This is a genomic window from Bowmanella sp. JS7-9 (genome assembly GCF_004329715.1).
Taxonomy (GTDB): Bacteria; Pseudomonadota; Gammaproteobacteria; order Enterobacterales; family Alteromonadaceae; genus Pseudobowmanella; species Pseudobowmanella zhangzhouensis.
This window is the reverse complement of record NZ_JXSY01000021.1, coordinates 45,594-58,047: the sequence shown is the minus strand read 5'-3', so window position 1 is coordinate 58,047 and position 12,454 is coordinate 45,594. Positions and strand designations below refer to the sequence as shown.

Below are 12,454 nucleotides of genomic sequence, written 5' to 3'. Positions count from 1 at the left end.
GTTTAGCACTGGCAAAATTCAGCAGATTTTTGCAAAATCGCTCGGAAATCAAATTCCAAATGGATAGCAGTACATGGCCGTAAACCCCGATTTACTCAACCAAGCGCAGCGATTTGCTGATTGGCTCCAACATCAGGCCCTGCCATTGTGGGTAAAACACGGGCAATTAAACGATGGCGGCAGCGTCGAGCGATTGACGGTACAGGCCACGCCAAATCTGCAGGACAATCGGCGGGTCCGGGTCCATGCCCGGCAAATTTATGCCTACAGCGCCGCCGTAGAAATGGGCTGGCTGGATCGCGCCACCGGCGAAAAGCTGGTTGAAGGCCTGCACGACTATTTAAACACCCATGGTCGCAATCCGGACACCCCGGTTGGGTACGCCCACGTGCTCACAGGTGAAAACCAGTTGGTCGATGGCAAACTGGATTTGTATGATTGTGCCTTTCATATTTTTGCCGCTACCTATCGCTATAAAGTGTTCGCTCAGCAAGACGCGCTACAGCAGGCCGATGGGATACTGAATTATCTGGACTCGCAGCTCAAAGGCCCGGGCTTAGGCTGGCTGGAAGGCAACTATATCGCTGATGTGCGGCGCCAGAATCCGCATATGCACTTGTTTGAAACCTTTCTGGCATTGTATGAGGCCACCAATCAGGCGCGTTATCTGGATTACGCCCGCCAAATGTTCGCGTTATTCGAGCAGGTTTTTTTCGATAAACAGCATGGCGTGCTGTTAGAGTTTTTTGACCACCACTGGACTCCTGCGCCTGATGGTAAGGGCCAGTTAATCGAACCGGGACATATGTTTGAATGGGTCTGGTTACTCCGTCGTTATCAGCGCCATACAGGTACAGAAACCGGCCATTACTGCGAACAACTGATTGAGCACGGCTTACACTACGGGCTAGATGCGCAGTCAGGCCTGATTTTTGATGAAGTAAGCCTCAGCGGTGAGATCACCAAGCCGACCAAACGAAACTGGCCGGTGATTGAAATGATTAAAGCCTATCTGGCTCAGGCCGAATTTGGTGTTGCCGGTGCAGAGCAACATGCGGCCGAAGCCATTGCCTTGTTATTCCGCTATTTTATCGAGCCTGCTAATCAGGGGTTATTTTTCGATCAACTGGACAGTCACAATCGGGTGGCCAATGACAGCGCCCCTGCCAGCATTCTGTACCACCTGATGCTTGCAGCCGTCGAAGCAACCCTGTATTGCAACAACGCCAACTAGCGAGCGCAGATTATTAAAGACCGGCGCTTTATTGCGCCGGATCAATACGGTTTTTTATCCCTTGATTACACTCACTGGCATTATGAACCTCAATATGACAACGCCATGCCAGCCAAAGAGTATTTCGACCCGACGTTATTAAATAAATACAATACCCAGGGACCACGATATACCTCGTATCCAACCGCGTTGGAATTTCATGACGGCTTCTATCAGCAGGATTGGTTACACGCGTTACAATCGTCACCCAATCGCGATCTGTCGTTGTATGTGCATATCCCGTTTTGTCACAGCCTTTGCTACTACTGCGGCTGCAATAAAGTGGTTACGCGGCACAGCCACAAAGCGGATGAGTACCTGGATGCATTGCAGCGCGAAATGCAAAATCGCAGCCGCTTTTTTGGTGCCTATAAAGTGCGTCAGTTGCATTTAGGCGGTGGTACACCGAGCTTTTTGTCACAAAAACAGATGCAGCGCCTGATGGATAGTCTGCGGGATTATTTTGATTTTGCCGCCGATGCAGAAATCAGCATCGAGGTCGATCCGCGCCGCGTACCAGAAGACTATCCCACACAATTAGCGGCCCATGGCTTTAATCGAATCAGTATCGGTGTACAGGACACGAATAGCGTCGTACAGGAGGCCATCAACCGCTTGCAGGATACCGCGTTTATCGCCCGACTTGTTGGCAGTGCCCGTCAGGCAGGTATGCGCTCGGTTAATCTCGATCTGGTCTATGGTTTGCCTCATCAAACACCAGAGCGATTCGCGCAAACCCTGCAAGACGTGCTTGCGATGGATCCGGATCGAATCTCGCTATTTAGTTACGCCCATATGCCACAACGCTTTGCCGCGCAACGTAAGATCAAGGATGAGTGGTTACCGGATATCAATGCCAAATTCGCCCTGATGCGTCAGGCCATCGAAACCCTGTGTGACGCGGGTTATCAATTTATCGGCATGGATCATTTCGCCAAGCCAAACGATGAACTGGCAATCGCCCAGCGCGAAGGCCGCCTGAACCGCAATTTTCAGGGCTACACCACCACATTTAATTGCGATTTGCTTGGCCTTGGCGTATCTGCCATTAGCCAGATTGGCGGCAGTCTTAGTCAGAACCACAAAGAGATGGCGGATTATTACGAAGCCATTGACTGTATTGGACACGCGTTGCACAAAGGTATCGCACTGAGCGCCGACGACATGTTGCGGGCACGGGTCATCAGCCAGTTAATGTGTAATTTCTCGCTGGATGTGCGCGAAATTGAGCGGCAGTTTGCCATTGTGTTTGCCGATTACTTTGCCGATGAGCTTACCCAACTGCACGACTTCGCTGCGGATGGGCTGTTAAGCCTGTCAGAGAATCGCATTGAAATCTTCCCTCGCGGGCGTTTGCTGGTGCGCAACGTGTGCATGCATTTCGATGCCTACCTGCAACGCCACGCCAAACTGCAACGCTTCTCGCGGGTTATTTAACCCGCCAGCCAGTGCTGCAGCGCGTCCCGCGCCGAACAAAACGCTAACTGATTGAGATCTATCTGTTCGCGCGCCACCCAATGGGCGGCGCGGACTTCCGCCACTTGCAGTGTCAACGATGGTTTGCTGGCAAGTGCGACCTCAAAATACACATCCTGAGTGTGATACAACACACCACCGTAAGGATACTGATTCGCCCAGGCACCCACATAATTAAGGGGTTGGGTAACCCGGATTCCGGTTTCTTCACTAATTTCTCTGATCAGCGCCTGCTCTGCAGACTCAAACGGGTCAACAAAACCACCAGGCAACCCAAGCTGCCCTTTGCCCGGCTCCTTACCACGTTCCAGCAATAACACCTCGTCACCACACACAATGATGGCGCCGACCGCCGTAGCCACGTTGTGAAAATAGGTGAATCCACAGGCGCTGCAGCGCAGTGCTTTGTGATTTTCCAGTAAAACCGACTGGGCACCGCAGCGCATGCAATAAAAATCAGAAAAATTTTCCATCCATTTAACCCCACAACGCTCCACTCCACCGTTATGGCTATGAGTGTAACGAAAAAGGAGCGCCACATGCACAGCTTAGCGATAGAACACACATTTCCGGCTAAACGGTTAATCAGCAGCATGGCAATGGCAGGTTTGGTGACCTTCTCGTTATTTGCCTTAATGCAGCAACTGATTAAACAGGACAATCCGCCACCGCCGGCACCCGATCCGTCTGTTTTCATCGATCCGGTGAATACCCCGCGAGACACACCAGTTGCGCCGCGTCCCGCGTTAAAAGCACCACCACCAGCCATCAAGGCACCGGCGACACCCCAGATGATTACCCCCTCATCAACCGAAGGGCCAACCATCGCCGTACACATCCCTGCACCGGGCATTAACCCGCCCGCAATTGAACCGGGTATCGGCGTCGGGGAGCGGGAAGCAACCCCTTTGGTCAGATATCAGCCCGATTATCCTGCCGATGCAGTACGCAATCATATTGAAGGCTGGGTAAAACTCAGTTTTGATATCAGCCCGGATGGGAGGGTAACCAATATTCAGGTCATGGATGCTGAGCCCAAGCGGGTATTCGACCGCAGTGCCCGCAAAGCGCTGGCACGCTGGAAATATCAGCCTAAAAAGGCCGATGGCGTCTTTGTTAGCCAGCCGAATCAGCAGATTGTTATAAGCTTTAGCTTAGATGATGTGGCACACTGAGTTCAGGAACAAGGAGCGCCTATGACATTGAGTATCGCCCTGCGCTCCCCATGGAGTGCCCAATTGAGTCCGGAAGACTTAATGACCGAATATGCCCAATCGGGCAATCCCCGCAGTCTGGCGCGTCTGTATGATGCGCTGGCTGATGATTTATTTCACTATTTGTGCAGCCTGACCGATTACCACTGCGCCAAAGATCTGGCACAACGCACCTGGTTACGGGTTATCGATAAACGGCATCTGTATCGTACTGGCGGACCGGTCAAAGGTTGGTTATTCCGCATAGCGCGTAACTTGCTGATCGATGAAATCCGCAGTCAGGCCAAGTGGATCGCAGAATTGCCTGAACAGGCTGCTGATAGCCCTGATTTGGCCAACGTGCTCGACGCCGAAGCCGCATTTGATATCGCCATGCAGGCATTACCCTTTCATCAGCGTGAGGCAATCATTCTGCAACAGGAGGGATTTAGCCTGAGTGAAATTGCGGATATGTGCGGCGAACAACAAGAAACCATCAAAAGCCGCTTACGTTACGCGCGAAATAAACTGCAGCAGGTACTGGAGGCCTACCGTGACTAATCATGATCCCATTAATCAGGCCTATCAGGCGCGTAAACGCCGTCATCGCGCACCGGCAAGCTCTAAGTCACTGCTGATGGCACGGGCGCAGAAACACGCGAACGCGGCGAACAGCGGGTCTAATCTGTGGAACTGGAGCTTAGGTGCCGTGGCCGCCAGCGGTCTGGTGATCCTTTATCAGCTGGTCAGTTGGCCACAGGGGCTGATTGAACACGATCAGGTAGTATCAAATATGATCGAAATACACCAGATCGCGGATGAGAACGTCTCTTTGCAAGAGCCGCTGCTGGCACGCCAGCAGGCGATAGCCCTGGAATATCAGGCAGTACAGCAGGAATTCAGCGAACGCCAGCAAACCCTCGTCGCCCACCATATGCGCGAAGCGATCCTGCTGAGTACTGAGCACGGACTGCGTCTGCAAACCTGTGACAATACGTTATTAGTAATCAGTCCAGCGTTAACTCAAGCATTACAGCAACAATATCGTCTGGAGTTCGGTGAACAAGATAAGCATGTTGCGATTTCATTTGATCAATCGGGACGCATCATCAGCATTTATCCGTCAGATCATCGTTGTACATAGGTCTTTTCACCTCGCAGAGGCGGCTATTTTAAGCAACCGCCTCAAAATTATTCGAGTTTGTTTTATCCTGCCGTAGTTCCTGATAAATTGAAGACATTATTCGCATATCCAGCTGCGCTATCTGCCACGGAAAGGATTGAACATGAAGAAAATATTGCTTGTTGCTGTACCCACATTGCTCATCGGCTGCACCCAGCCATCGCCCCAGGAACACTTAAATAAAGCGCAGCAATACGCCGCGAACAAAGAAACTGCGGCCGCAGTAATCGAATTAAAAAATGCAATACAACAAAACCCCGAATATGCGGAAGCAAGATTTCTTTTAGGCAAGCTCTATATGGAGCAGAAGGATTACCCTAGTGCGGAAAAGGAATTTTCCCGCGTACTTGAGCTCGGTTATAAAACTGAAGAAGCCTTACCGCTATTAACGGAAGCGCTAAGTTACTCAGGCTCTGACGTGGCCATCGCCAATTTGGATTTCTCCAAGTACAGCGTGCCTTCACAGGAAGCCGTTAAACTCGATTATTTACAGTTAAAGTCGTTACTACGCCTGGATAAAGTCGATGAAGCACAAACGCTTTTTGAAAAAATCGCCGCTTACAATGTCGACTCCATCTACAAATCGTTAGCGCAAGCATATCAATTGGCCATGGATCAGAAGTTAGAAGATGCATTGGTATTAGTCGACAATGCACTTACGACTGCTCCAGGAAATGAATACGCGTTGCAGCAGCAGGCAATTCTGCTTATTCAACTAGACCGCAAAGAAGAAGCAATCGCTGCTTATCAGAAACTATTAGACTACAACCCTGACAACCTGGAAGTAAAATTTGTCCTGACAAAAATGTTGGTGGAAGCTAATAAGCTGGATAGAGCAGAGAAACTGGTAGACGAGCTATTAACGGTCAATAACGAACATGGTCTCCTGAATTACTATAAGTCGTATATTCTGTTCTCGCAGAAATCATTTGATGAGGCTATGTCTCATATTGAAAAAGCGTTACATACCAATACCTCATCGACGCTATACCATCTGCTTGCTGGTTACATCAATTACGCGCAAAAAGATTTCAAAAATGCGCAGGAACATTTCTCTCTGATTGCATCTAACCTGCCCAATGGACATCCAGCGTTAAAATTGATGGCCGCCACTGAATTAAAAGCAGGAAATGTAGCTGCCGCTAGCGATGCGCTGACGCGCATAAGCAATCCGAGTGATGGCGACCTTGAACTTTTTGCATTAACCAGCTTTGAACTAATCAAAGATGGTCATCTTGAAAAAGCAAAAGAGTTGATCAGTCAATCCGAGAGTGTGGCGGGTAATCCCAGTGATTTAGAGCGCCTGGGTATTCTGAAGTTATCAGTTAACGATCTTGCAGGTATCGATACGCTTGAAGAAGCTATTGAGAAGGACCCTACGCTTCAAACTGCCAAGTTAACATTAGCGACGGCTTACCTCAAAACACAGCAATACGATAAAGCTATGTCATTGGCTCAAGATTGGAGAGCAATGGATGCTAACGATAGCCGTCCTTTACTCATTGAAAGTTTAGTTGCAAAAGCTCAGAACGATTTCAATCAGGCACTGGCAAAACTTGATGAAGCCAGAAAGATTGATCAAGCCAATCCGGCAATCAACGTATTGCAGGCAGAAATTAGTGAGCAACAAGGTAATACAGACGCCGCGTTAGCTACTTTGACTAGCACGATGGATGCCTACCCGACTTACTTCCCAGCAATTAGCCGTTTTATTGGTATCAAAATGAAGACGGGAGAATTGACCGATGCAATTCAAACCGTGTCAAAGATACAGAAGGCAAATCCAGACAATCAATATTTGCGCTTACTAACCGCAACAACCCTGACCATGAATCAGCAATTCAAAGAGGTAATCTCATTGTTAGAAGCTGATAAGTCAGAGAATAAGCCTGAATTACTGCAACGCTTATTGGGTAATGCGTACATGAAAAATGGCAATATCCAGAAAGCTGGTGAGCTATATGAACAGTGGTATCTGCAGCAACCTGACAACGAATTCGCCATGTCTGGCAAGCTGACCATCATGCAAATGAAAGGTAATTTTAGCGATGCACTGGATTTATTGAATCATTACGCAGCACAAGTAGGCGAAAGTCAGTACACACACCTCATGCGGTCCGCCCTTAGCTTCCGCACGAATAAAATCGACCGCGCGTTAGCTGAATTGGCTTTATTGAGTGAAAAAAATCTAAACACTCCGGTTGGGCATAGCTTGCAAGCCCAGGCTGCTTTCGTAAACAAGGACTTCGAAAAGGCCTTAAACGAAGGAAAAATCGCCTATCAGACACAGCCTGACCCATTGCATACAAGAATTATCATGGCGAGTCTGGAACGTCTGGGCAAAGCTGATGAGTCTGAACAGTTCTTACAGAACCATCTGAAGCAATTTCCTAATGACCAATCCGCGTTACTCCTTAGCGCAGAACGATCAATCGCAAACTCCACGGATGAAGCGATTACAAAATATGAAAATATTGTAAAAGCGAATCCTAAAAATGCCGTCGCACTGAATAACCTCGCTTATCTATACAAGGAACAAAAGCAATTAGATAAAGCACTTGGATTGGCAGAAAAAGCAGTTGAACTGGTACCTAACAGTCCGGAGATCTTGGATACATACGGTGAGATCCTGCTGCTCAAAGGCAATGCGAAACAAGCCGTTGAGGTGCTGGAAAAAAGCGCATCTTCGCCTTCCGCCAGTGAAACAGTCAAACTCCACTATCTGCAAGCACTGGTGTCAAATGGACAGACGGATATGGCTAAGCGCAAAATCAAGCAATATCAGTTTGTCACACCGGCAATTGTCGAGCAGATAAAAGCGCTCGAGCAAAAACTCTAAACACTAAAAAAGCAGCCGATTGGCTGCTTTTTTGTTTGATGCGTTATCCCGCAAAGGTATCGATATATAACTGGGTCAACGCGGCTTTATCTACGCCCAGTGCGACCTTGGAGTATGGACCGCTATCCCACGGCGGACGGAAGCCTTTATCTTTGTGGCAAAACGCGGTTTGTCCGCGGGTCAGTTCGTCAGTACTGACCACCATCTTGCCCAATTTGATATCGAACAATTCCGGTGCAACCAAATAGGCCAATGGTGTGGCATCATGGAAACAGCAGGCTCGGTCTTCGGTATCCTGCGAATAGAAATCCATATAGAACTGCGACGTTTCATCAATAAACTTGCCAAGCTTGGCATTGCCGTCGGTGAGTTTATCCAAAAACGCCTGATTGAAACGCAGGTTATTGGTGATATCCAGGCCAAACATCACGGTATCCCAGGAAGCTTCGAATACCATCTTGGCCGCGTGGGCATCATTCCAGATATTCGCCTCGGCAACCGGTGTAATATTACCCGGCACGGTGGCAGCACCGCCCATGATCACCACCTGTTTAACTTTATCCACAATGCTGGGATCCAGTTGCAGTGCAATAGCCAGATTCGTGAGTGGGCCAATCGCGGCGATCACCAGTTCACCCGGATACTGATTAGCCATATCAACGATAAACTGGGCAGAATGACGCGGGTCTAACTGACCTTTCGGCTCCATCGCCGCGACCGTGCCAAAGCCTTCTTCGCCGTGCACAAACTTGGCATAACCCGGTTTAGGGTGCAGGAACGGACCTGCCGCACCTTTGCACACAGGGATATTCTGGTTGGCCATTTCCGCCAGCACCAGTGCGTTACGCGCAGTTTTTTCCACTTCCACATTGCCAAACACGCTGGTTAAGCCGATCACATCAATTTGCGGATGCAGGAAGGCGAAAAAGATCGCCATGGTATCGTCGATACCCGGATCGGTATCGATTATGACTTTATGCTTCATTCAGTTACCTCTGCTAAAAAATCGTCTACCTCATCCAGTGAAGGAATAGACGTGCTCGCACCGGCTTTTTGCACAGAAAGTGCGGCCGCGGCGCAAGCTTGTTGAATGGCATCCTGCTCCGATTCATTTCTGCTCAGAGCTGCCAGGAAAAATCCAATAAAGGTATCGCCGGCTGCGGTAGTATCCACCACCTCAGTCTCAAACGCCGATACCTGTAATATACCTTTGTCACAAATCAGTAACGCACCGTCACCGCCTAGGGTGAGCACAACCATGGCGTGGGCCCAATTGGCAGCGAAGTAATCCACCTGTTGTTCCAGATCGCGCAAGCCAGTGATGGCTTCAGCTTCGGTTTGATTCACCACCAGTAAGTCCACATCGGCCGGATTGACCTGCTTTTCGATGCCGCAGGCCGGAGCCGGGTTATAGGCTGTTTTCAAGCCCTGTTTGCGGGCATATGCCAGAGCTTGTGGCACCTGACTGGTCTCATTTTGGGTCAGGAACCAATCTTCGTTACCGGCACCTTGCAGCGCGGCTTCAATATCGCCCATTTCAATTACCTGATTGGCACCACCGAACAGCACGATGGCATTTTCGCCTTCAGGAATCACCTGAATAATGGCATGGCCAGATGGCGTCGTGCCTTTGCGCAGACATTCGCAATCGACACCTGTTTGCTGGATCTGTTGCCAGAAATCCTCATCTGCCGTGTGCATCTGTCCGATGTGTTTCACGCTCGCGCCAGCCTTGGCCAGTGCCAGTGATTGATTTGCGCCTTTACCGCCAAGCACTCTGGCGTAATCCAGAGAGGCCAGCGTCTCGCCAGGGCGCACAAAGTGGGGTACCTGATAGACGTGATCGATGTTTACCGATCCAAGGTTAAAAATCGCCATATTTTTTTGTTCTCAATAATAGCAAGCCGGTCAGTTTAGCAAATTTAGCTGCCAAACCAGAAGCCTTGATTGCACAGATTCTAGTCACACCCTGCAAAGGCTCAAGTTATCTGTGCCAATAAAAAAGTCCGCTGATTTAGCGGACTTTTTAGTTAACTGTCAGGCTAATTCAATCGTGTTACCACGTTATTCGGTGGACTCTAACGGATCCGGCGAACCGGCCGGTTTATCCACCTCGACACTGTCAACACGCTGCAAGCCGCGAGGTAGTTTATTGCCTCGGCGACCCCGTTCGCCCTTAAAGTGCTCCAGATCAGCCGCACTCAGTGACATCGCGCGCTTACCTGAAATCACTTTAATCGCTGCGCCATCCGGCACAACGGTTAAGGTTTTCACATATTCTTCACGTGACTTGGCGCGCGCCGATGGAATACTGATGATCTTATTGCCCTTACCTTTGCCCAGTGATGGCAAATCTTTTAGCGGGAACATCAGCATCCGACCTTCAGTCGAGATCGCCAGACACCAGTCGGTATCCAGATTTTGCACCGGCTGTGGGTGCAACACTTTGGCAGCAGTGGGTAAACTCAGATAGGCTTTACCTTTACGGTTTTTGCTCACCATATCTTCAAACTTACCAACGAAACCGTAGCCGGCATCCGATGCGACCAGATACAACTGTTCATCCTTGCCCATCAACACATGGTCAAAGGTTTCTCCTCCGACAATATCAAAACGGCCGGTCAGCGGTTCACCCTGACTGCGCGCACTGGGCAGACCATGGGCATCACAACTAAACGCACGCCCTGAGGAGTCGAGGAATACCGCCTGCTGATTGCTGCGTCCTTTGGCACTGGCTAAGTACGCATCCCCGGCCTTGTAGCTTAACCCCGCGGCGTCCACATCATGGCCTTTAGCACAACGCACCCAGCCTTTTTGCGAGACCACCACAGTGACCGCTTCCGACGGTACCAGTTCTTTCTCTGACAAGGCTCTGGCTTCGCCACGCTCTACTAGGGGTGAACGACGATCATCCCCATACTTCTCGGCATCAGCGAGGATTTCCTTTTTAATCAGGGTTTTCAGACGCTGGTCGGAGCCGAGTAATAATTGTAATTTGTCACGCTCTTCTGCCAACTCATCCTGCTCTGCGCGGATTTTTTGCTCTTCCAGTTTGGCCAAATGACGTAACTTCAATTCGAGAATGGCTTCGGCCTGACGATCGCTCAGCCCAAAGACTTTCATCAGCTCCTGCTTCGGCTCGTCTTCGTAACGGATGATGCGGATCACCTCGTCAATATTCAGGAAGGCGATCATTAAACCTTCGAGAATATGCAGACGAGCCAGCACTTTATCCAAACGATATTGCAGACGACGGGTCACCGTATCTTTACGGAAAACCAGCCATTCGGTCAGGATGGTACGCAGATCTTTAACCTGTGGACGACCATCCAGGCCAATCATATTCAGGTTAACCCGGAAGTTTTTCTCCAGATCCGTGGTAGCAAACAGGTGTTGCATTAACTGTTCAACATCCACCCGGTTCGAGCGCGGCGTAATCACCAGGCGAGTCGGGTTTTCATGGTCTGACTCATCACGCAGGTCACTGACCATTGGGAGCTTCTTGGCCTGCATCTGCGCGGCAATTTGCTCCATGATCTTTGCACCGGAAGCCTGATGTGGCAGCGCCGTGATAACTATCTCACCCTGCTCTTCGGCAAACACCGCACGCATCTTGATCGAGCCGCGGCCAGTCTCATACAGTTTTTGAATATCCGCTTTCGGGGTAATAATTTCCGCTTCGGTCGGATAATCCGGGCCTTGCACCAACTGCAGAATATCGCTCAGTTCAGCTTTACTGTTATCCAACAACATGGCACAGGCATTAGCAAGTTCACGCACATTGTGGGGTGGAATATCGGTCGCCATCCCCACCGCAATGCCCGTTACCCCGTTGAGCAGAATATGCGGCAAACGGGCTGGCAGCACTTTTGGCTCTTCCAGCGTGCCATCAAAATTCGGCACCCAATCGGCAGTCCCCTGTCCCAACTCACTAAGCAGGACTTCACTGAAACGGGACAAACGCGCTTCGGTATATCGCATTGCCGCGAAGGATTTAGGATCATCCGGGGCGCCCCAGTTACCTTGCCCGTCTACCAGTGGGTAACGGTAGGAGAATGGCTGCGCCATCAATACCATGGCTTCGTAACAGGCGGAGTCGCCATGCGGGTGAAATTTACCCAACACGTCACCGACGGTACGGGCAGATTTTTTGTATTTGGCATTCGCCGACAGGCCCAAATCGGACATGGCGTAGACAATACGACGCTGAACTGGCTTTAATCCGTCTCCGATGTGCGGCAAGGCACGATCCATAATGACGTACATGGAATAATTCAGATAGGCATCTTCGGTAAAGCGGCTTAACGCCAGCTGCTCGGTGCCATCTGCATTAATTACAATATCCTGACTCATAGGCTCTTTTTATTTATCGTTCGACTGTCTCTGCCGGGGAAGTTATCCCACAAAAAGCAGGGCAAATGGAGTAGCGCTACTTTCGCATGATTTAGTCATGACTGTACAGCATCAGTAAAGAGCTCATTACATCAATT

Annotated in this window: 10 protein-coding genes; 6 read left to right on the top strand and 4 right to left on the bottom strand. The window is 49.8% G+C overall.

Annotated elements, in window-relative coordinates:
- Positions 1–73: 73 nt before the first annotated feature.
- Together TK45_RS11710 and hemN are read left to right on the top strand one after the other, a co-directional pair.
- Positions 74–1,234 (top strand): AGE family epimerase/isomerase, encoded by a 1,161-nt coding sequence (locus TK45_RS11710; protein ID WP_131259018.1) that lies wholly within the window; start codon positions 74–76, stop codon positions 1,232–1,234.
- A gap of 105 nt (positions 1,235–1,339) precedes the next feature.
- Positions 1,340–2,710, top strand: coding sequence for an oxygen-independent coproporphyrinogen III oxidase (hemN, locus tag TK45_RS11705; RefSeq protein ID WP_131259017.1), 1,371 nt, complete (start codon positions 1,340–1,342; stop codon positions 2,708–2,710).
- On the opposite strand, the gene TK45_RS11700 is transcribed toward hemN, so the two are convergent.
- The gene (locus TK45_RS11700) at positions 2,707–3,222 is read right to left on the bottom strand and encodes an NUDIX domain-containing protein (RefSeq protein ID WP_131259016.1); all 516 of its coding nucleotides are present in this window, start codon (positions 3,220–3,222) and stop codon (positions 2,707–2,709) included. The genes hemN and TK45_RS11700 overlap by 4 nt on opposite strands.
- 66 nt (positions 3,223–3,288) lie before the next feature.
- Here TK45_RS11700 and TK45_RS11695 point away from each other — a divergent pair, with 66 nt between their 5' ends.
- The 4 genes from TK45_RS11695 to prsT all read left to right on the top strand — a co-directional run bounded on the left by TK45_RS11695 (position 3,289) and on the right by prsT (position 7,964).
- Positions 3,289–3,924, top strand: coding sequence for an energy transducer TonB (locus TK45_RS11695; RefSeq protein ID WP_165490774.1), 636 nt, complete (start codon positions 3,289–3,291; stop codon positions 3,922–3,924).
- Positions 3,925–3,945: 21 nt separating this feature from the next.
- Positions 3,946–4,503 carry an RNA polymerase sigma factor gene (locus tag TK45_RS11690; RefSeq protein ID WP_131259014.1) on the top strand — a complete coding sequence of 186 codons (558 nt, stop codon included), beginning with the start codon at positions 3,946–3,948 and terminating at the stop codon, positions 4,501–4,503.
- Positions 4,496–5,086 carry a hypothetical protein gene (locus TK45_RS11685; protein WP_131259013.1) on the top strand — a complete coding sequence of 197 codons (591 nt, stop codon included), beginning with the start codon at positions 4,496–4,498 and terminating at the stop codon, positions 5,084–5,086. The genes TK45_RS11690 and TK45_RS11685 overlap by 8 nt, the downstream gene beginning before the upstream one ends.
- 142 nt (positions 5,087–5,228) lie before the next feature.
- The gene (gene prsT / locus TK45_RS11680; protein ID WP_131259012.1) at positions 5,229–7,964 is read left to right on the top strand and encodes an XrtA/PEP-CTERM system TPR-repeat protein PrsT; all 2,736 of its coding nucleotides are present in this window, start codon (positions 5,229–5,231) and stop codon (positions 7,962–7,964) included.
- 43 nt (positions 7,965–8,007) lie between these two features.
- On the opposite strand, the gene TK45_RS11675 is transcribed toward prsT, so the two are convergent.
- The 3 genes from TK45_RS11675 to parC form a co-directional block, all read right to left on the bottom strand.
- Positions 8,008–8,949, bottom strand: coding sequence for a nucleoside hydrolase (locus tag TK45_RS11675; RefSeq protein ID WP_131259011.1), 942 nt, complete (start codon positions 8,947–8,949; stop codon positions 8,008–8,010).
- Positions 8,946–9,842 (bottom strand): ribokinase, encoded by an 897-nt coding sequence (locus TK45_RS11670; protein ID WP_131259010.1) that lies wholly within the window; start codon positions 9,840–9,842, stop codon positions 8,946–8,948. Before TK45_RS11670 ends, TK45_RS11675 begins: the two co-directional genes overlap by 4 nt.
- Positions 9,843–10,028: 186 nt before the next feature.
- Positions 10,029–12,317 (bottom strand): DNA topoisomerase IV subunit A, encoded by a 2,289-nt coding sequence (gene parC, locus TK45_RS11665; protein ID WP_131259009.1) that lies wholly within the window; start codon positions 12,315–12,317, stop codon positions 10,029–10,031.
- Between the last annotated feature and the right edge of the window lie 137 nt (positions 12,318–12,454).

What these genes read in the sequence shown, in the direction of transcription:
- hemN (WP_131259017.1), top strand. Translation starts at nt 1,340, where the DNA reads ATGCCAGCCAAAGAGTATTTCGACCCGACGTTATTAAATAAATACAAT.
- TK45_RS11675 (WP_131259011.1), bottom strand. Translation starts at nt 8,949, where the DNA reads ATGAAGCATAAAGTCATAATCGATACCGATCCGGGTATCGACGATACC.
- TK45_RS11695 (WP_165490774.1), top strand. Translation starts at nt 3,289, where the DNA reads ATGCACAGCTTAGCGATAGAACACACATTTCCGGCTAAACGGTTAATC.
- prsT (WP_131259012.1), top strand. Translation starts at nt 5,229, where the DNA reads ATGAAGAAAATATTGCTTGTTGCTGTACCCACATTGCTCATCGGCTGC.
- TK45_RS11710 (WP_131259018.1), top strand. Translation starts at nt 74, where the DNA reads ATGGCCGTAAACCCCGATTTACTCAACCAAGCGCAGCGATTTGCTGAT.
- TK45_RS11690 (WP_131259014.1), top strand. Translation starts at nt 3,946, where the DNA reads ATGACATTGAGTATCGCCCTGCGCTCCCCATGGAGTGCCCAATTGAGT.
- parC (WP_131259009.1), bottom strand. Translation starts at nt 12,317, where the DNA reads ATGAGTCAGGATATTGTAATTAATGCAGATGGCACCGAGCAGCTGGCG.
- TK45_RS11670 (WP_131259010.1), bottom strand. Translation starts at nt 9,842, where the DNA reads ATGGCGATTTTTAACCTTGGATCGGTAAACATCGATCACGTCTATCAG.
- TK45_RS11700 (WP_131259016.1), bottom strand. Translation starts at nt 3,222, where the DNA reads ATGGAAAATTTTTCTGATTTTTATTGCATGCGCTGCGGTGCCCAGTCG.